Raw genomic sequence first — 18,417 nt, forward strand, 5'->3', positions numbered from 1 at the left:
GATGATAAGGAGGCGTTATGTTTGACTACATTTTGTCTCTTGGCGGGACGGTGTTTGTTCCCATCATTATGATTTTAATTGGCCTTATCTTCCGTATCCCGGTGCTTCAGGCAGTGAAGGCGGGCGTCACGGTCGGTGTAGGTTTTGTCGGAATGGGGCTGGTTATCGTCATGGCGATAGATAGCCTGAATCCACCGATAAAAATAATGATCGAACGCTTTGGCCTGAACCTGCACGTGCTCGACGTGGGGGCTGGCCCGGCCTCTGGCGTCGGGTATGCCACGGCCATTGGCGCCATCATTATTCCGGTCATTTTTTTGCTCAACATCGGCATGTTGCTGACCCGTCTGACCAAAACCATGAACGTGGATATCTATAACTACTGGCACTTCGCCATTACCGGCACCGTGACGCAGTTGATGACGGGCAGCATGATTTACGGCGTACTGGCGGCAATCTGCCATGCCGCGCTGTCGTTGAAAATGGCTGACTGGAGCGCGCGCCGGGTCCAAAGCATTGTCGGCCTGGAAGGAATTTCCATCCCGCAAGGTTATGGTTCCAGTTCCGTTCCGCTATTTGTGTTGCTGGATACCCTGTACGACAACATTCCGTTCATGAAGGGACGTAACATCGATGCCAGCGAGCTCCAGAAACGCTACGGCATGGTGGGCGACCCCGTCATTATCGGTGTGGTGCTGGGTTTACTTTTCGGGCTGGCTGCGGGCGAAGGCTTCAAAGGCACCGCCACGTTAATGATCACGGTCGCCGCGATAATGGTGCTGTTTCCGCGCATGATCCGCCTGATCGTGGAAGGGTTGCTGCCCATTTCGGATGGCGCTCGCCAGTTTTTCCAAAAGCACTTTCATGGTCGTGAAGTCTATATCGGGCTGGACTCCGCCGTGACGTTGGGCCACCCGACCACTATCGCCGTCGGCCTGCTGTTAATCCCCATTATGCTGATTTTCGCCAGCATTCTGCCCGGCAATAAAGTTTTGCCGCTCGCCGATTTGCCCGTCGCGCCGTTTTTTATCTGCATGGCGACGGTGATCCACCGGGGTGATTTATTGCGCACCTTGATTAGCGGCGTAATCGTTATGGTCACCGTGCTGCTGATCGCGACGCAGTTTGCGCCTTACTTTACCGAGATGGCGCTAAAGGGCGGTTTCAGCTTCGCGCAGGACGGCGCACAAATTAGCGCGCTTTCTGTCGGCAATATGTTTGGCTGGTCAATCGCAGAAATCATGTCCCTGGGCGTGATCGGCGTGGTGGTTGCTGTTGGTTTGTCGGCAACGGTAGTCCTGATTTTACGAAAACGAGAATTGTCGGAATAAGGAGTAAATGAATGAGTTGGCTTAAAAGCGTTATAGGCACAGAAAAAGCGGTTATTGCCATGTGTCACCTGCGGGCATTGCCAGGCGATCCGGGATTCGATCATCAAAAGGGGATCAACTGGGTTATCGATCGGGCGTATGACGATCTCATGGCGTTACAGAACGGTGGCGTTGACGCAGTGATGTTTTCCAATGAGTTCAGCCTGCCCTATCTCACGAAAGTGCGGCCTGAAACCACAGCGGCCATGGCGCGTATTATTGGACAAATGATGACGGAAATTCGTGTGCCCTACGGCGTTAATGTGTTGTGGGACCCCGTCGCGTCTTTTGATTTAGCCATGGCGACCGGCGCATCATTCATCCGGGAAATCTTCACTGGCGTCTATGCCAGCGATTTCGGCATCTGGGATACCAATGTCGGCGAAACCATTCGCCATCAGCATCGGATCGGCGCAGGCCATGTGAAGACCCTGTTTAATATTGTGCCCGAGGCGGCCGTGTATCTGGGGAATCGCGATATCTGTTCCATTGCCAAATCCACCGTGTTTAACAACCATCCCGACGCATTGTGCGTTTCCGGATTAACGGCTGGGGCGAAAACAGACAGCGCCGTGTTAAAACGCGTCAAAGAAACCGTTCCGGATACCGTGGTGCTGGCCAATACCGGCGTTTGCCTTGATAACGTGGAAGAGCAGTTGACCATCGCCGATGGCTGCGTCACCGCGACCTGGTTCAAAAAGGACGGCATCTTCGCCAACTTTGTCGATCAGCAACGGGTGAGCCGCTTTATGGAGAAAGTGCATCAGATAAGGCAATAAGAAAGGGATAAGCAAACGCTTATCCCCCGGGATGCTCCCGCTGTCTTCGCCAAAAGTACCGGCGGGAGCGTTTTCACCATACCCACTCTGGGAAGGGAGTCAATGCGCCATGTTAAATGATGTGAAATGGGTACAAGCCTGCCGGGACGCCACCGACTGGAGAGAGGCCTTAGCCATCGCGATTGAGCCGCTGATCCGCCACGGCGCCGCGCAAGCCGCCTACCTTAACGGGGTAATTGAGAACACGTTGGCCTGGGGGCCTTACTATGTGGTGGCACCGGGGATCGCTTTACCCCACGCCCGGCCTGAGCAGGGCGCAGTGCATAACCAGATTGCCGTGACGACGCTTCAGCAGCCGGTGACCTTTGGTCATGAAGAGTGCGATCCGGTCTGGCTGCTGATTGCGTTAACCGCGACGGATGCTAATCGTCATATCGCGACCATTCAGCGCATCAGCCAATGGTTGGGAGATGAAGCCTTTATCAAGGCGCTACGCCACGCCGATAACGATAGCGCGCTGTACCAGCTACTGAAGCAGTCTCTCGTCAGGAGCGAATGATGATTTTGCATCCTTCCCTCGCGTCAGCCGATCCGCTGCGCCTGCATCAGGCGTTAAGCCAGTTTGACCATGCCCCGATTGGCTCATGGCACCTGGATATTGAAGACACCAGCTTCATCTCGAATATTACGTTTGGCCTGAAAACCGTTCGCAGCGTCTTTGAAGCCACGCAGCATCCGCTCTCTTTCCATTTAATGGTCGCCAATCCCTGGCCGTGGTTTCGGGCACTATCGCCGTTTACGCCAGCGTGGGTGTTTGTACATGCAGAAGCGCTGGCGAACCCCGCAGAAGCGCTGACGGCGATCCGCGAAACCGGTGCCCGCGCAGGCCTGGCGTTTAACCCCGCCACACCGCTTGAGCCTTATTTATATCTCCGGCACGCGCTCGATGCCTGTCTGATCATGACCAGCGAGCCGGATGGACACGGTCAATGCTTTAACCCTGCGTTAATCGACAAGGTCGCAGCCTGCGCACGCTATTTTCCCGATGCCGAATGTTGGGCTGACGGCGGGATTTCTGAATCCGCCGGGCAGCAACTCAAACGGGCGGGCGCAGAACATCTGGTTCTGGGGCGGGCGCTATTTGCCTCAGACAATCCCGCGACGACGTTGGGATCCTTCAGGAGTGCGTTAAATGGATGATCGCTCTCAAAGCCGCCCCGATCGTATTCAACAAATGCTGCATTATCTCTGGCAACACCGTCGTCTTTCCTCCAGCCAGGCCGTCGAGCTGTTTGGCTATGCCCACGCCACGGTACGGCGTGATTTTCATTTTATCGCCAGCCATTATCCCGGCATGGTGCGCCGCCATGGATGGCTGGAGTTCGACAGCGACACCTCGGATAAAGAGTACGTTTTTGATTTGAAAAACAGTCTGCAAAGCCAGGCAAAACAAGAAATCGCTGTCGCGGCGCGCGCGATGATCCGCGATGGCGACTGTTTTATGCTGGATTCAGGATCGACCTGTCTTGAACTGGCTAAGCGGTTGGGCGATGTGCAGGCGAAAGCGATTTCAGTGGATATAAAAATCGCCAATCAATTGGGCTGCTTTAACAACATTGAAAGCTACATTATCGGGGGAATGGTTCGACCGGGCTATTTCTCAATAGGCGAGAGTCTGGCGCTGGAAATGTTAAATGCCTTTTCGGTAGAGCGCGCCTTTTTATCCTGCGACGCGCTGTCGCTTGAAGCAGGCATCACCAATGCGACCATGTTTGAAGTGGGTGTCAAAAGCCGCATCATCCAACGCGCCAGAGAGGTTATTCTGCTGGCGGATCACGGCAAATTCAATAAGGTGGAGCCACACAGGGTCGCTACGCTGTCCTGTATTAAAACGATTATTACCGACAGCGGGTTAGCCAATGACATCATGCAGCGCTATCAGCAGGCGGGCATTCATATTATTCGCGCCAAAGGAGAGCGGTGACCGCACCGCTCTCCGGCTCTGTTAAGGCGTAACAAACAACGAGGAATAGTCGCGGTTACAGATACGCTGTACCGCAGGATGCTGGATCATACGCTCGGCGAAAATCGCATGATACTCTTCCATCACGTTATCTATCCGCCCAATCTCCACCACCGTTTTATCGTCGAAAAAATCTTGGGTATACAGCGTCGGCGCGACAAAAATCGCATTATGGGCGCAGCCAAACGCTTTCATCAGCGCAGCGTCATCGAATTCACCGAGGATCTCAATATTCAACGCTTGGGTATTAAGCCAGTTCAGCACTTTGCGGCCCAGCATCGAACGACGGCCAGGGATCAGTAACCGGCGCTCTTCGAGACAGGCCGGAAATGGCTTTTCCGGACCGGGGGCCTGGCACCAAAAGCTCACGCCGCACTCGCCGATTTTGACCGAAAACAGCCCTTCCTGTTGGGTGGAATCGATCGGGCAATCAGAAATAATCATGTCCAGCTTATGCTGGCTCAGCTGTTCCAGCAGCATCTCGTGGGTGGATTCAAAGCAGCGTAAATGAATCTGTTCATTCTCCACCACGGCGGCATCCAGCACACCGCTCACCAGCCGTTTGGAGAGCGCATCCGCGACGCCTACGTCAAACAGCAGGTGCGACTCCTTGCGATAGTTGACGATATCAAGCATCTCCTGGCTGAGCGTAAACATGCGGTCGGCGTAGCGGAACACCAGTTCCCCCAACTCGCTGGGCTCAATGCCCCGCCCCTTGCGCTTGAACAGCTTACCCTGTAGCCGCTCTTCCAACGCTTTAATCTGCCCGGTGATGGTTTGCGGCGTCAGATACAACGCTTCCGCCGCCCCCACAACCGACCCTTCCTTATACACGTGCCAAAAATAGTAAAGGTGGTTGTAATTGATATGTGACATATCGCTTTCGCTCCCTGATTGATAGTGATGTTCGGCATGAACGCTTCCATATGTTTTCTGTTCAGGCGCGGAGCGCCGCGTCTGAATATCGTATCCGTAACAGGCCGTAGCCTACGATTGCCGCCAGTAGCGAGCCGATAAGAATGCCCAGTTTCGCCCACGTGATAAACGTGGGATCGGCATGATTAAATGCCAGGGTTGCAATGAAGATGGACATGGTAAACCCGATGCCGCACAGCACCCCAACCGCCATAATCTCCTTAAACGTGGTCCCCTCGGGTAGCGAGGCCAGCTTGAGTTTTAACGCCAGCAGGCAAAACAGACTGATGCCCAGAGGCTTTCCAATAAACAATCCGGCAATGATGCCCAGCGGCAGCAGTGACGTCAGCCCTTCCATCGTCACGCCCTGAAGCGAGACGCCGGCATTGGCGAAAGCAAACAGCGGCAGGATCAAAAACGCGACCCATGGATGCAAAGTATGCTCCAGTTCCCGTGCCGGAGAATGCCCTTTATGCGCCTTAAGCGGGATAAAGAAGCCGATAATAACCCCCGCCAGCGTGGCATGAATGCCGGATTTGAGTACAGCCGTCCAGAGTATGACGCCCACCAGAATATAAATACCGGTGCGGCGAACATTTAGCAGGTTCAATAATGCTAATACCGTAATCGCACCCGCCGCCACCAGTAACGACAGCATCGAAAGCTGATGGGTATAAAACAGCGCAATGATGATAATCGCCCCTAAATCATCAATGATTGCCAGCGCCATCAAAAACACTTTCAAGGCAGGCGGCACCCGTTTACCTAATAAGGCCAATACGCCTAACGCAAATGCGATATCCGTCGCTGCCGGGATCGCCCACCCTTCACGGGCTGCGGGATCCTGGAAATTGAACAGCAGGTATACCGCTGCCGGGATCGCCATACCGCCTAAGGCGGCGATGGCCGGGAACGCGGCCTGACGGCGGCTGGCCAGAGAACCCTGCAATAGCTCCCGCTTCACTTCCAGCCCGATCAATAAAAAGAAGATCGCCATCAGCGCGTCATTAATCCACAACAGCAGATTTTTATTGATTTCAAGCGCCCCAAACCGTATTTCTACGGGGGTGCTGAGGAACTGCTGATACCCAGCATGGGTGCTTTCAAGGTTGGCGAAGACCATAGCCAGCGCAGCGGCGACAATTAAAATCACCCCGCCTGATGCTTCGTTAGCCAGAAAACGTTGAATCAATTTTGACATGCCTGACTACCTCAATAATTCCATATCTTCCATTAAAACACGATATATTTTCTATTTTACTCCGCCTGAAAGCTCGCTAAAAACAGATTATTTCGCCCTATATGATCGTTATTTCCGATATAAAAAATGCCCCAAATCTATTTTCAGGAAATTTCTGAACACTTACCTCTGCAAACACTAATCAAAAAAAAACCTATATCTACTCAAGGTAGATACAGGTTTATTTACGCATCGAATGAAACTTAACGCGTTAAATCGTCAAAGAACTTTTTAACGCCATCAAAGAAGCTTTTGGAACGCGGGCTGTTTTTCTCGCCCGTCGGGCCGCCGAAACTTTCCTGTAAATCTTTCAGCAGCTGCTTCTGCTTCTCGTTAAGACCCACCGGCGTTTCAACCACCACGCGGCATAACAGGTCCCCCTGTGCGCCACCGCGTACCGATTTCACGCCCTTGCCGCGCATACGGAACAGCTTGCCGGTTTGGGTTTCGTTCGGCACTTTCAGCTTCACGCGGCCATCCAGCGTGGGCACTTCGATTTCACCGCCCAGCGCCGCCATCGCGAAGTTAATCGGCACTTCGCAATACAGGTTATTGCCTTCGCGCTCGAAGATCGGGTGCTGTTTGACCTGCACCTGGACGTATAAATCGCCTGCTGGTGCGCCGTGCTCGCCCGCTTCGCCCTCGCCTGCCAGGCGGATGCGGTCGCCGGTATCCACGCCCGCCGGGATTTTAACCGACAGGGTTTTCGATTTTTCAACGCGACCATGGCCGTGGCATTTGGTGCACGGATCTTTGATCAACGTGCCGCGGCCCTGACAGTGCGGACAGGTCTGCTGCACTGCAAAGAAGCCCTGGCGCATCTGTACCTGGCCTGCGCCGTGGCAGGTTGGACACGTCTGCGGTTGGGTGCCCGGTTTCGCGCCGTTGCCGTGGCACACGTCGCACTCTTCCAGGGTTGGAATGCGGATCTCTTTGGTGACGCCGCGTACCGCTTCTTCCAGCGTCAGCTCCATGTTGTAACGCAGATCGGCGCCACGCGCCGCGCGCTGACGGCCACGTCCGCCGCCAAAAATATCGCCGAAGACATCGCCGAAGATATCGCTGAAATCAGCACCGCCGCCGCCAAATCCGCCGCCGCCCATGCCGCCCTGCTCAAATGCCGCATGGCCGTACTGATCGTAAGCGGCGCGTTTTTGCGCGTCGGTCAGCACTTCATAGGCTTCTTTGATCTCTTTGAATTTGTCTTCAGCGTCTTTATCACCCTGATTACGGTCCGGGTGATATTTCATTGCCAGGCGTTTGTAAGCCTTTTTGATTTCACGCTCTTCCGCGGTTTTCGGAACGCCTAAAATCTCGTAATAGTCTTTTTTCGCCATTTTAGTTTTTCAGCCCTTAACATGCGAGCACGGGCGTGGAGTAACTCCAACGCCCGTGCCAGTTAATTACCCTACATCAGGGCGATTATTTTTTATCTTTAACTTCTTCGAACTCGGCGTCGACAACATCATCATCTTTCGCGTTGTTCGCCGAAGCGTCAGCAGCGCCAGCCTGCTGCTGCGCGTGTTGCTGCTGGGCAATTTCCATCAGCTTCTGGGAAGCCTGCGCCAGCGCCTGCATTTTCGCTTCGATATCCGCTTTATCTTCGCCTTTCAGCGAGGTTTCCAGCGCGCTCAGCGCAGACTCGATAGCGGTTTTGTCGTCAGCCGGCAGCTGATCGCCTGCTTCTTCAACCTGCTTACGGGTGCTGTGCACCAGATGGTCTGCCTGGTTACGGGTCTGCACCAGCTCTTCGAACTTACGGTCAGACTCGGCATTCGCTTCCGCTTCGCGCACCATTTTCTGGATTTCTTCTTCGTTCAGACCAGAAGATGCCTTGATGGTAATTTTCTGCTCGCGACCGCTGTTTTTGTCTTTCGCGGAGACGTGCAGGATACCGTCCGCATCGATGTCGAAGGTGACTTCGATCTGCGGCATACCGCGCGGCGCCGGGTTAATCCCGTCCAGGTTGAACTGACCCAGAGATTTGTTATCGCTGGCGCGCTTACGTTCACCCTGCAGCACATGGATGGTTACCGCAGACTGGTTGTCTTCCGCAGTAGAGAACACCTGGCTGTGCTTGGTCGGGATAGTGGTGTTTTTGGAGATCAGCGCCGTCATCACGCCGCCCATGGTTTCGATACCCAGAGACAGCGGGGTAACGTCCAGCAGCAGTACGTCTTTCACGTCGCCGGTCAATACGCCGCCCTGAACCGCTGCGCCGATAGCCACAGCTTCGTCCGGGTTAACGTCTTTACGCGGCTCTTTGCCAAAGAACTCGGCAACTTTTTTCTGCACCATCGGCATACGGGTCTGACCGCCGACCAGGATCACGTCCTGAATGTCGGATACAGACAGGCCAGCGTCCTGCAGCGCCACTTTCAGCGGCTCGATGGAACGGTTCACCAGGTCTTCGACCAGGCTTTCCAGTTTCGCGCGAGTCACTTTGATGTTCATGTGTTTCGGACCGGTGGCGTCTGCAGTGATATACGGCAGGTTCACATCGGTCTGCTGAGCGGAAGAGAGCTCGATTTTGGCTTTTTCTGCCGCTTCTTTCAGACGCTGCATCGCCAGCGGATCGTTACGCAGATCGATACCCTGGTCTTTCTTAAACTCTTCCACCAGGTAGTTGATCATACGGCTGTCGAAGTCTTCGCCGCCCAGGTGGGTGTCACCGTTGGTCGCCAGAACTTCGAAGGTTTTTTCGCCGTCAACGTCGTCGATTTCGATAATAGAGATATCGAAAGTACCGCCGCCGAGGTCGTAAACCGCGATAGTACGGTTGCCGACTTCTTTATCCAGACCGTAAGCCAGCGCAGCCGCGGTCGGTTCGTTGATGATACGTTTTACTTCCAGACCCGCGATACGACCGGCGTCTTTGGTTGCCTGACGCTGAGCATCGTTGAAGTACGCAGGTACGGTGATAACCGCTTCAGTTACCGGTTCGCCCAGGTAATCTTCAGCCGTTTTCTTCATTTTCTTCAGCACTTCTGCAGAGATCTGCGGCGGTGCCATTTTCTGGCCTTTTACATCAAGCCATGCGTCACCGTTGTCGGCGGCGATGATTTTGTACGGCATGATGGCTTCATCACGCTGAACTTCTTCGTCCTGGAAGCGGCGACCGATCAGGCGTTTAATCGCGAACAGCGTGTTCTGCGGGTTAGTCACTGCCTGACGTTTAGCCGGCTGACCTACCAGAGTTTCGCCGTCCTGTGTGTAAGCAATGATAGAAGGCGTGGTGCGGTCACCCTCGGCGTTCTCCAGAACACGTGCGGTTGTACCATCCATAATCGCGACACAAGAGTTAGTCGTCCCCAGGTCGATACCAATAATTTTACCCATCTAAACGTCTCCACTAAAAATTCGTCATTATGTGGTTGTGAACCTGTAATAAGGGCGAAACCGTCAGTTTCAACTACCCCATCATTATTTTTCACGTCCACTCACTGCGGTTGACTACAAGATGGGGTCGTATCGCTGCGCATCAAGGGGCGACAAATAAAATTTTTTTCTTTTACCTGTGCAGATCATAGACGGCAGGGTATTGGCTGATTATTATGCCGCGCCCGACACGGATCACACTTTCTGGCGGCGGGTATTTACATCTTAACAATCAAACGTTTTGAGGATTTATGGGCAACACGAAGTTGGCTAACCCCGCACCGCTGGGATTAATGGGTTTCGGCATGACCACTATTCTGCTTAATCTGCACAATATCGGTCTTTTCCCGCTGGACGGCATTATTCTGGCGATGGGCATTTTCTACGGCGGCATCGCGCAGATTTTCGCGGGCCTGCTGGAGTTTAAGAAAGGGAATACTTTCGGTTTAACCGCGTTTACGTCTTATGGCTCTTTCTGGCTGACGCTGGTCGCGATCCTGCTGATGCCTAAAATGGGCCTGGCGGACGCGGCTAACGGTCACTTCCTGGGTGTTTACTTAGGCATCTGGGGCATCTTCACCCTGTTCATGTTCTTCGGCACGCTGAAAGGCGCACGGGTACTGCAATTCGTGTTCCTGAGCCTGACCGTTCTGTTTGCGCTGCTGGCGATTGGCCATCTGGCGGACAGCGAGAGCATCGTTCACGTTGCGGGTTGGATTGGTCTGATCTGCGGCGCAAGCGCGATTTACCTGGCGATGGGCGAAGTGCTGAACGAACAATATGGCCGCACCGTGCTGCCGATTGGCGAACAGCATTAATTTCCTGCTTTATTAAAAACGCGGAGCCCGGCTCCGCGTTTTTTTATGCCTGCTGTATCGCCGCACTGTCCGCATAGTGACCATCCCGGCGCAGCCAGATGCCCAGACCAAGCCCCATCAGCGAGAGCGCTAAGACGTACCAGGCAGGCGCCATAGGCGAAATGCCCATTAACATGGTAACGGCGATGGGCGTTAAGCCGCCGAAAATGGCATACGATACATTATAAGAAAACGAGATCCCGGTAAAACGCACTTCCGCCGGGAAGGAACGCACCATCACGTAAGGTACGGCCCCCACTACGCCCACGCACAGGCCGACTGTGCCATAAAGCAGGAACAGCTGTTCAGGGTGCGCGCCGGATAAGTGGTAGAAAAACCAGCTGGAGCAGGCCAACAGCAGGCTGCCGACAATAAAGGTTTTGCTGGCACCGAAACGGTCAACCGCCAGCCCGGCAATCAGGCAGCCGAAGCACAGCATAATGGTGGCGATACTGTTCGCCTGCAACGTCAGCGCAGGCGCAAAGCCATACTGCTTTTGTAGCCACACCGGCGACATCAGAATCACCACCACGATCCCGGCAGACAGCAGCCAGGTCAGCAGCATCGACACCACCACCGCTTTTTTATGTCGCACGACCACCACTTTTACCGGCAACTCCTGCGCCAACGCTTTGCGCTGTTGCATCTCGAGGAAAATCGGCGTCTCCTGCAACCAGCGGCGCAAGTACATAGCGACCAGGCCAAACGCGCCGCCGAGCAGGAACGGCACGCGCCAGCCCCAGTCGTGGACCGCCTGCTGAGTCATGCTGGTATTGACCAGGGTGGCGACCACCGAGCCCAGCAAAATCCCCACCGTCAGGCCCGCCGTCAGCGTTCCGCAGGCAATACCGATTCGCCGCGCGGGCACATGCTCTGCGACAAACACCCACGCGCCGGGCACCTCACCGCCTATTGCCGCGCCCTGCAGCAGACGCAACAGCAACAGCAGCAGCGGTGCGGCAATGCCCACAGTGGCATAGGTAGGTAATAAGCCCATCGCCAGCGTCGGCACCGCCATCAACAGGATGCTTAATGTAAACATTTTCTTACGGCCAACTAAATCGCCGAAATGCGCCATGATAATGCCGCCCAATGGACGTGCCAGATAGCCAGCCGCAAAGATGCCAAAGGTTTGTACCTGGCGCAGCCATTCAGGGATATCAGTGGGGAAAAAGAGTTCGCCGACCACCGCCGCAAAGAACACGAAGATGATGAAGTCGTAAAACTCCAGCGCGCCGCCGAGGGCGGCAAGCGTCAACGTTTTATAATCCTGACGATTTAGCGGACGATTGTGTTGTGACATAAGAGACCGTTTATAAACAGAGGTGGTGTAATCAAGCCATTCGATAACTGTAAAGTAACCATTACTATACCGTATCAAATGCATTACACCAGTTGCATTCGCTGTTATGTCACATCCCGAGAGATTTTAGGGTTTTATCTCGCGCACCGCGCTTTTAGGACGAAATGCGGCTACGACATCAGCACAAGTCTCTACATACGGGCCGTCAAGCAGTTGGATGCAGTAAGGTACGCTGGCGAAAATACCCGCGACGGCGACCTTGCCGCTCTCGTCCCGCAAGCCTTCCAGGGTCTCTTTAATCGACTTTGGCTGGCCGGGGAGATTGAGGATCAAGGCCTGTTTGCGGATCACCCCTACCTGACGGGACAAAATCGCCGTCGGCACAAAGTTGAGGCTAATCTGGCGCATCTGCTCGCCGAAACCAGGCATTTCACGATCGGCAACGGCCAACGTGGCATCAGGGGTCACATCGCGGCGCGCGGGACCGGTGCCGCCGGTGGTCAGCACTAAGTGGCAGCCCATTTCATCCACCAGCTCGCAGAGCGTCTGTTCAATCACCGGCTGTTCGTCAGGGATCAGACGCGTTTCAACGGTGAACGGGGTAGTGAGTGCCGACGCGAGCCATGCTTCAAGCGCGGGAATGCCTTTGTCCTGATAAACGCCGGTAGAAGCGCGATCAGAAACAGAAACCAGGCCAATACGTAATGTGTCCATATCCATTCCGATAATGATTCAAAAGTGACGGAATGATACACCGAGCGGGGAAATGCAGACAGAGGAAGCGGGGATTACGTGACGCAGAGCGTGTGGCCGGGATAACCCGGCCACGGGAAAAATTACAGCAGGTCGCCGATCATTTTTTCCAGTTTTTCCTGGTCAACCGCAAACTTACGGATGCCGTCAGCCAGTTTATCAACCGCCATCGGATCCTGGTTGTGCTGCCACAGGAACTCAGACTCGGTGATACGCTCTGGACGCGCTTTTACTTCGCCGCTGAATGACAGCTTACGCTCAACCGCGCCTTCGCTTTCCGCCAGCTCTTTCAGCAACGCCGGCGCGATGGTCAGACGGTCGCAGCCCGCCAGCTCAAGGATTTCGCCCACGTTACGGAAGCTTGCGCCCATCACCACGGTTTCATAACCGTGCTGTTTGTAGTATTCGTAAATTTCAGTCACCGACACAACGCCCGGATCTTCCGCTGCAGCGTATTCTTTCTTATCCGTGTTGGCTTTGTACCAGTCAAGAATACGGCCCACGAACGGAGAGATCAGGAACACGCCCGCTTCAGCACAGGCGCGCGCCTGGGCGAAGGAGAACAGCAGCGTCAGGTTACAGTTGATACCCTCTTTTTCCAGTTGCTCCGCCGCGCGGATACCCTGCCAGGTGGAGGCCAGTTTGATCAGAATGCGATCGTTGCTGATGCCTGCATCGTTATACAGTTTGATTAAACGTTTGGCTTTGACGATGCTTGCTTCGGTGTCGTAAGAAAGACGCGCGTCAACTTCTGTTGAGATGCGGCCAGGGATCAGTTTCAGGATTTCCAGACCGATATTTACGGCCAGCTTATCCGACGCATCAACAATCTGCTGCTCGCGGGAATCGCTTTGCGCACGCGCCCAGGTCACCGCATCGTCAATCAGTTTGCGGTATTCAGGGATTTGCGCAGCGTTCAGAATCAAAGAAGGGTTGGTGGTTGCATCCTGCGGCTGGTACAGCTTCATTGCCGCGATGTCTCCGGTATCAGCCACTACGGTTGTGAACTGACGAAGGGAGGTCAATTTGTCCGTCATAATAGAGGTCTCTTCAAAACTGCGTGTTAGGGAGATGTAATCGGTCTGCGGTGATGATAACACGACGCCCGAACAGCGCAACCGCAGCAATTCAGGCGGGCGCAGTGTGATAAACTGCCTTATTCGATAGCCTGCAAAGTATCACGAAGGAAGGCGGCCAGCGCCGTTGCGCAAACCGGGTGAGTTTATCAAGAGGGATATGAATGCCGGATTTTCTGACGTTTATCAACGAAATACTCTGGGGATCGGTCCTCATCTACCTGCTGCTGTGCGCGGGGATCTGGTTCACATTGCGCAGCGGCTTTGTGCAGTTCCGCTATATTCGCTACTTCCCCCGGGCGCTGAGAAAAAGTTTCTCCCCGCAATCCGACGGATTAACCGCATTTCAGGCGCTGTGCACCAGCCTGGCGGCGCGCGTCGGCAGCGGCAATATCGCCGGCGTGGCGCTGGCTATTTCGATGGGTGGCCCCGGCGCGGTGTTCTGGATGTGGGTAACGGCGCTGATCGGCATGGCGACCTCATTTGCCGAATGCTCGCTTGCGCAACTTTATAAGGGCCGCGACCGCAACGGGCAGTTTCGCGGCGGCCCGGCCTGGTATATGGAGCGCGGGCTCGGTATGCGCTGGATGGGCGTACTGTTTTCCCTGTTCCTGCTGCTGTCGTTTGGCCTGGTATTTAATACCGTCCAGGCCAGTTCTGTCGCCTTTGCGTTGGATCATGCATGGCAAATTCCCAAATGGCTGACGGTGAGCGTACTGGCGGTGCTAACGCTGCTGGTTAGCGTGCGGGGAATGCGCGGCGTCGCCCGGTTGGCGCAGTGGCTGGTGCCGGTGATGGCGATCCTGTGGGTACTAACAGGTCTGGTGATTATCGCCTTTCATCTCGACAAAATGCCTAAGGTAATCGATGTGATTTTTACCGGCGCATTCGGCTGGCAGGAAGCGGCGTCCGGCGTCATGGGCTATACCTTTAGCCAGGCGCTAACCAGCGGTTTTCAACGCGGCATGTTTTCCAATGAAGCGGGCATGGGTTCAACGCCCAACGCGGCGGCGGCGGCGTCGTCATGGCCGCCCCACCCTGCCGCCCAGGGCATCGTGCAGATGATCGGCGTATTTGTCGATACGGTAGTGATTTGCAGCGCCACGGCGGTGATCATCCTGGTTGCCGGGCTGCCGGAAAGACCGCTGACGCCGGATGAGGGGATCTTACTAGCCCAGCATGCGCTGGTGAGCCTGGCCGGGCACTGGGCCAGCGGCTATCTGGGCCTGATCGTGCTGCTGTTCGCGTTTACTTCGATTGTCGCCAACTACACCTATGCGGAAAATAATCTGGTGTTTTTGCGCATGGATACCCGGCGCAATATCTGGCTGCTAAGGATGGGCATGCTGGCGATGATCATGTTGGGCGCAGTGGTCAACCTGACGCTGGTGTGGCATATGGCGGATATCTCAATGGCGCTGATGGCGATCACCAACCTGACGGCGATCTTATTGCTGTCGCCGGTGGTGAAAATTATCGCGACGGATTACTTACGCCAGCGCAAGCTGGGGGTGAAGCCGCATTTCGATCCGGCACGTTTTCCCGAGCTCCAACCGCACCTTGCGCCGGATGTCTGGCAAAACGTACCGCGTGAGTGAACCTAAGCTGATTGCAACCATTGGTCACCTTTACGCCAAAATTTGTTACAGTCACCAAAAAGCCTGTAAGGAAAAGCAATGCTGTTATTGATTTCACCTGCCAAGACCCTGGATTATCAAAGCCCGCTGGCCACCAAACGCTATACCCAACCCGAGCTGCTGGAGTACTCCCAGCAACTGATCGGCGAAGCGCGCAATTTGTCTGAAGCGCAAATCAAAACGTTGATGGGCGTGAGCGATAAAATCGCCTCTCTGAACGCGACGCGCTTTCACGACTGGCATCCGGACTTCACCCCGGATAACGCGCGCCAGGCGATTCTGGCATTTAAAGGCGACGTCTATACCGGGCTCCAAGCGGAGACCTTCAGCGAAGCGGATTTCGACTTTGCCCAGCGCCATTTGCGGATGTTATCCGGGTTATACGGCGTCCTGCGTCCACTGGATCTGATGCAACCCTACCGGCTGGAAATGGGCATCAAGCTTGAGAACGCCAAAGGCAGCGATCTCTACACCTTCTGGGGCGACATTATTACCCATACGCTGAACGACGCGCTGGCCGCCCAGGGCGACAACGTGCTGATTAACCTGGCGTCCGATGAGTATTTCAAAGCGGTGCGTCCGGCTAAACTGAACGCAAAAATCGTTAAGCCGGTGTTCCTGGATGAGAAAAACGGCAAATTTAAGGTGATCAGTTTCTACGCCAAGAAAGCGCGCGGCTTAATGAGCCGCTACGTGATTGAAAACCGTCTGACCCTGCCCCAGCAACTGACCCAATTTGACGTGGACGGCTATGGCTGGGATCGCGACCTGTCGAGCGAAACCGAGCTGGTCTTCAAACGACCTGAACGCTAAGCAATAAAAAGGCCCGGCGCTTACGCAGACCGGGCCTCAGCGATAAAGCCTTATCAGGCTCTGGTCATCATTAACTGGCGTAACGCCGCGAATTCCGCCGGCAGCTGATGCGACAGCAGCGGCAGGTCGGCACGCTCCGCCAGCTCTTTTGGCAGATCCAGCGTCTCGCCGAGAATCGACTCCACGCTCTCTTTAAATTTCGCCGGATGCGCCGTGCCGAGGAATAACCCGTATTCCCCCGGACGCAGCTGATCGCGCAGCGCACGGTAAGCAATCGCCGCATGCGGTTCAGAGACGTATCCGCCCGCTTTCAGTTCACGCATCGTTTCCTGAGTCACGCTGTCGTCCACCGCCGCATGGCCCAGTTCATTCAGACGCCACACTTTACGACGGAACAACTCTTCCACACGCGGCCAGTTGTTCGGCTGGGAAACGTCCATCGCATTAGACAGCGTCGCCACGGTGGCCTTCGGCTGCCACTCGCCGTTTTGCAGGAAACGCGGCACGGTGTCGTTGGCGTTGGTGGCGGCGATAAAGCGCTTCACCGGCAGACCGAGGGATTTCGCCAGCAACCCGGCGGTAAGATCGCCGAAGTTACCGCTGGGCACCGACACCACCAGCTGATTACGTGCTTCCTGCGGCAACTGCGCCACGGCTTCGAAGTAATAGCAAATCTGCGCCAGCAGACGGCTGATGTTGATCGAGTTCGCCGAGTTCAGGCCCAGCGCCACTTTCAGCTCTTCATCATCAAATGCCTGCTTCACCAGCGCCTGGCAGGCGTCAAAGTCGCCATCAATTGCCACGGTTTCGATGTTGCCGCCCAGGGTGCAGAACAGTTTTTCCTGTAGCGGAGAAATTTTGCCCTGCGGATAGAGGATCACCACGCGCACGTTCTTCAGCCCGTAAAACGCGTGGGCCACTGCCGCGCCGGTATCGCCGGACGTGGCGGTTAAAATGGTGACCGGCTTGTCGCCGCTGATGTGCGCCAGCATCTGGGCCATAAAGCGCCCGCCAAAATCTTTAAACGCCAGCGTCGGGCCGTGGAACAATTCCAGACAACCGATGTCCGGCTGCACGCTTTTCACCGGCGCCGGGAAGGCAAAGGCGTTGCGCACGCGGTTTTCGAGGATCTCCTGCGGAATTTCATCGCCAATAAACGCCGCGAGGATTTTCGCGCTGCGCGAGACGAAATCCATCTTCAGCATTTCGTCAATTTCGGTGAGGCTGAATTCCGGTAAATCGTGCGGGAAAAACAGCCCCTGATTTTTGCCCAGTCCTTGTGTAACGGCCTGCGCAAAGCTGACCTGTTCGTTATGATCTTTCAGATTATAGAGTTTCATGCGTTATCCCAGTACTCGTGCGCCAGCCGTGTCCAGACGGCAAATATGTACAAAGCCTTCCTGATTTTGCAGGTAGTGTTGTTGCAGCCAGTCCGCCATGCGCTGCGCCGTTTCCGGGTTATCGCACACCGCAAACAGGGTCGGGCCGGAACCGGAAATCCCGCAGGCCAGCGCGCCGATATCCGCCGCGGCCTGCCGCGCCTGGCTGAAGCCCGGCAGCAGTTTGGTGCGATACGGTTCGGCAATCACATCGCGCATCAGCTTCGCCGCCAGCAGCGGCTGGCGGGTATGGCAGGCGTGAATGAAGCCCGCCAGATAACGCCCGTGGGCGATGCAATCCTGGCGGCGATACTGCGCCGGTAAAATCGCCCGCGCCTCGGCGGTGGAAACCTTGATGCCTGGATAAGCCATCACCCATAGCCACTCATCAAAGCCTGGCACCTGCTGGCTGATAATGCCGTTCTCTTCCAACATCAGTTGCAGGCCGCCTAAAAAACAGGGCGCGACATTATCGTAATGGATGCTGCCGGAGATACGGCCTTCCAGCTCGCCCATTAGCGCCAGCAAGCGCGTGTCATTGAGCGGCTTGCCGCAAAATTCGTTCATCGCCATCAGGCCCGCCACGACGGAACAGGCGCTGGAGCCCAGTCCGGAGCCGATGGGCATATTTTTTTCCAGGGTCATCGCCACCGGAACGGTTTTGCCAATCTCCTGGCAAAAGCGCTCCCAGCATTGATAGACGATGTTTTCCCGCGGCTCGCTGGGTAACTTACTGACGAACTGCCCGCGATTGGTCAGCGAAAACTGCTGCGCCGCCTCCACCGTCACGCAATCGCCCAACAGCTCGCCGCTGGCGGGCGTCACCGCCGCGCCTAATACATCAAACCCCACGCTGACATTCCCAATGGAGGCCGGGGCATATACTTTGACCAT

Annotated in this window: 17 protein-coding genes; 8 read left to right on the forward strand and 9 right to left on the reverse strand. The window is 55.3% G+C overall.

The annotated features are described in order from the left end of the window. Positions 1-17: 17 nt before the first annotated feature. The 5 genes from sgcC (at position 18) to FHW74_RS10010 (ending at position 4,133) form a co-directional block, all read left to right on the forward strand. Positions 18-1,331 (forward strand): PTS sugar transporter subunit IIC SgcC, encoded by a 1,314-nt coding sequence (sgcC, locus tag FHW74_RS09990; RefSeq protein WP_183170291.1) that lies wholly within the window; start codon positions 18-20, stop codon positions 1,329-1,331. Between the two features lie 11 nt (positions 1,332-1,342). Next, positions 1,343-2,149 (forward strand): BtpA/SgcQ family protein, encoded by an 807-nt coding sequence (locus tag FHW74_RS09995; protein ID WP_183170292.1) that lies wholly within the window; start codon positions 1,343-1,345, stop codon positions 2,147-2,149. Positions 2,150-2,258: 109 nt separating this feature from the next. Then, complete coding sequence (locus FHW74_RS10000; RefSeq protein WP_183170293.1) at positions 2,259-2,708, forward strand: PTS sugar transporter subunit IIA; 450 nt, start codon at positions 2,259-2,261, stop codon at positions 2,706-2,708. Then, the gene (locus FHW74_RS10005) at positions 2,708-3,349 is read left to right on the forward strand and encodes an epimerase (RefSeq protein WP_183170374.1); all 642 of its coding nucleotides are present in this window, start codon (positions 2,708-2,710) and stop codon (positions 3,347-3,349) included. The genes FHW74_RS10000 and FHW74_RS10005 overlap by 1 nt, the downstream gene beginning before the upstream one ends. Further along, positions 3,342-4,133 carry a DeoR/GlpR family DNA-binding transcription regulator gene (locus tag FHW74_RS10010; protein ID WP_183170294.1) on the forward strand — a complete coding sequence of 264 codons (792 nt, stop codon included), beginning with the start codon at positions 3,342-3,344 and terminating at the stop codon, positions 4,131-4,133. Before FHW74_RS10005 ends, FHW74_RS10010 begins: the two co-directional genes overlap by 8 nt. Before the next feature lie 21 nt (positions 4,134-4,154). On the opposite strand, the gene nhaR is transcribed toward FHW74_RS10010, so the two are convergent. From nhaR to dnaK, 4 genes are all read right to left on the reverse strand, one after another. Continuing rightward, positions 4,155-5,048, reverse strand: coding sequence for a transcriptional activator NhaR (nhaR, locus tag FHW74_RS10015; RefSeq protein ID WP_183170295.1), 894 nt, complete (start codon positions 5,046-5,048; stop codon positions 4,155-4,157). A 61-nt stretch (positions 5,049-5,109) separates the two neighbouring features. Next, on the reverse strand, positions 5,110-6,288 hold the full coding sequence (gene nhaA, locus FHW74_RS10020) for a Na+/H+ antiporter NhaA (RefSeq protein WP_183170296.1): 1,179 nt from the start codon (positions 6,286-6,288) through the stop codon (positions 5,110-5,112). Positions 6,289-6,530: 242 nt separating this feature from the next. After that, positions 6,531-7,664 carry a molecular chaperone DnaJ gene (dnaJ, locus tag FHW74_RS10025; protein ID WP_161659352.1) on the reverse strand — a complete coding sequence of 378 codons (1,134 nt, stop codon included), beginning with the start codon at positions 7,662-7,664 and terminating at the stop codon, positions 6,531-6,533. 85 nt (positions 7,665-7,749) lie between these two features. Next, complete coding sequence (gene dnaK / locus FHW74_RS10030; RefSeq protein WP_183170297.1) at positions 7,750-9,666, reverse strand: molecular chaperone DnaK; 1,917 nt, start codon at positions 9,664-9,666, stop codon at positions 7,750-7,752. Between the two features lie 290 nt (positions 9,667-9,956). Here dnaK and satP point away from each other — a divergent pair, with 290 nt between their 5' ends. Continuing rightward, entirely contained in the window at positions 9,957-10,523 is a 567-nt protein-coding gene (gene satP / locus FHW74_RS10035; protein WP_183170298.1) for an acetate uptake transporter, read from the forward strand. A 43-nt stretch (positions 10,524-10,566) separates the two neighbouring features. Here the strand turns inward: satP and FHW74_RS10040 are convergent, their stop codons facing one another. From FHW74_RS10040 to tal, 3 genes are all read right to left on the reverse strand, one after another. Next, a complete protein-coding gene (locus FHW74_RS10040) occupies positions 10,567-11,865 on the reverse strand; it encodes an MFS transporter (RefSeq protein WP_183170299.1) in 1,299 nt (432 codons plus the stop codon). A gap of 126 nt (positions 11,866-11,991) precedes the next feature. Then, a complete protein-coding gene (gene mog, locus FHW74_RS10045; protein WP_183170300.1) occupies positions 11,992-12,579 on the reverse strand; it encodes a molybdopterin adenylyltransferase in 588 nt (195 codons plus the stop codon). A gap of 122 nt (positions 12,580-12,701) precedes the next feature. Further along, positions 12,702-13,655, reverse strand: a complete 954-nt coding sequence (gene tal, locus FHW74_RS10050) for a transaldolase (protein ID WP_183170301.1) — start codon at positions 13,653-13,655, stop codon at positions 12,702-12,704. A 203-nt stretch (positions 13,656-13,858) separates the two neighbouring features. Here tal and FHW74_RS10055 point away from each other — a divergent pair, with 203 nt between their 5' ends. After that, positions 13,859-15,292 carry a sodium:alanine symporter family protein gene (locus FHW74_RS10055; protein WP_183170302.1) on the forward strand — a complete coding sequence of 478 codons (1,434 nt, stop codon included), beginning with the start codon at positions 13,859-13,861 and terminating at the stop codon, positions 15,290-15,292. Between the two features lie 78 nt (positions 15,293-15,370). Next, on the forward strand, positions 15,371-16,144 hold the full coding sequence (gene yaaA, locus FHW74_RS10060) for a peroxide stress protein YaaA (RefSeq protein WP_183170303.1): 774 nt from the start codon (positions 15,371-15,373) through the stop codon (positions 16,142-16,144). A gap of 53 nt (positions 16,145-16,197) precedes the next feature. On the opposite strand, the gene thrC is transcribed toward yaaA, so the two are convergent. Further along, a complete protein-coding gene (gene thrC / locus FHW74_RS10065; protein ID WP_183170304.1) occupies positions 16,198-17,484 on the reverse strand; it encodes a threonine synthase in 1,287 nt (428 codons plus the stop codon). Between the two features lie 3 nt (positions 17,485-17,487). Beyond that, positions 17,488-18,417: a homoserine kinase gene (thrB, locus tag FHW74_RS10070; protein WP_125293104.1), complete on the reverse strand. Its 930-nt coding sequence runs from the start codon at positions 18,415-18,417 to the stop codon at positions 17,488-17,490.

It is taken from the genome of Atlantibacter sp. RC6, assembly GCF_014193285.1.
Lineage (GTDB): Bacteria > Pseudomonadota > Gammaproteobacteria > Enterobacterales > Enterobacteriaceae > Atlantibacter.

Bases quoted from the DNA above. Each gene is read 5' to 3' on its own strand.
- thrC (WP_183170304.1), bottom strand. From the start codon at position 17,484: ATGAAACTCTATAATCTGAAAGATCATAACGAACAGGTCAGCTTTGCG.
- nhaR (WP_183170295.1), bottom strand. From the start codon at position 5,048: ATGTCACATATCAATTACAACCACCTTTACTATTTTTGGCACGTGTAT.
- yaaA (WP_183170303.1), top strand. From the start codon at position 15,371: ATGCTGTTATTGATTTCACCTGCCAAGACCCTGGATTATCAAAGCCCG.
- FHW74_RS10005 (WP_183170374.1), top strand. From the start codon at position 2,708: ATGATTTTGCATCCTTCCCTCGCGTCAGCCGATCCGCTGCGCCTGCAT.
- mog (WP_183170300.1), bottom strand. From the start codon at position 12,579: ATGGACACATTACGTATTGGCCTGGTTTCTGTTTCTGATCGCGCTTCT.
- dnaJ (WP_161659352.1), bottom strand. From the start codon at position 7,664: ATGGCGAAAAAAGACTATTACGAGATTTTAGGCGTTCCGAAAACCGCG.
- FHW74_RS10040 (WP_183170299.1), bottom strand. From the start codon at position 11,865: ATGTCACAACACAATCGTCCGCTAAATCGTCAGGATTATAAAACGTTG.
- dnaK (WP_183170297.1), bottom strand. From the start codon at position 9,666: ATGGGTAAAATTATTGGTATCGACCTGGGGACGACTAACTCTTGTGTC.
- FHW74_RS09995 (WP_183170292.1), top strand. From the start codon at position 1,343: ATGAGTTGGCTTAAAAGCGTTATAGGCACAGAAAAAGCGGTTATTGCC.
- thrB (WP_125293104.1), bottom strand. From the start codon at position 18,417: ATGGTCAAAGTATATGCCCCGGCCTCCATTGGGAATGTCAGCGTGGGG.
- nhaA (WP_183170296.1), bottom strand. From the start codon at position 6,288: ATGTCAAAATTGATTCAACGTTTTCTGGCTAACGAAGCATCAGGCGGG.
- sgcC (WP_183170291.1), top strand. From the start codon at position 18: ATGTTTGACTACATTTTGTCTCTTGGCGGGACGGTGTTTGTTCCCATC.
- tal (WP_183170301.1), bottom strand. From the start codon at position 13,655: ATGACGGACAAATTGACCTCCCTTCGTCAGTTCACAACCGTAGTGGCT.
- FHW74_RS10000 (WP_183170293.1), top strand. From the start codon at position 2,259: ATGTTAAATGATGTGAAATGGGTACAAGCCTGCCGGGACGCCACCGAC.
- satP (WP_183170298.1), top strand. From the start codon at position 9,957: ATGGGCAACACGAAGTTGGCTAACCCCGCACCGCTGGGATTAATGGGT.
- FHW74_RS10010 (WP_183170294.1), top strand. From the start codon at position 3,342: ATGGATGATCGCTCTCAAAGCCGCCCCGATCGTATTCAACAAATGCTG.
- FHW74_RS10055 (WP_183170302.1), top strand. From the start codon at position 13,859: ATGCCGGATTTTCTGACGTTTATCAACGAAATACTCTGGGGATCGGTC.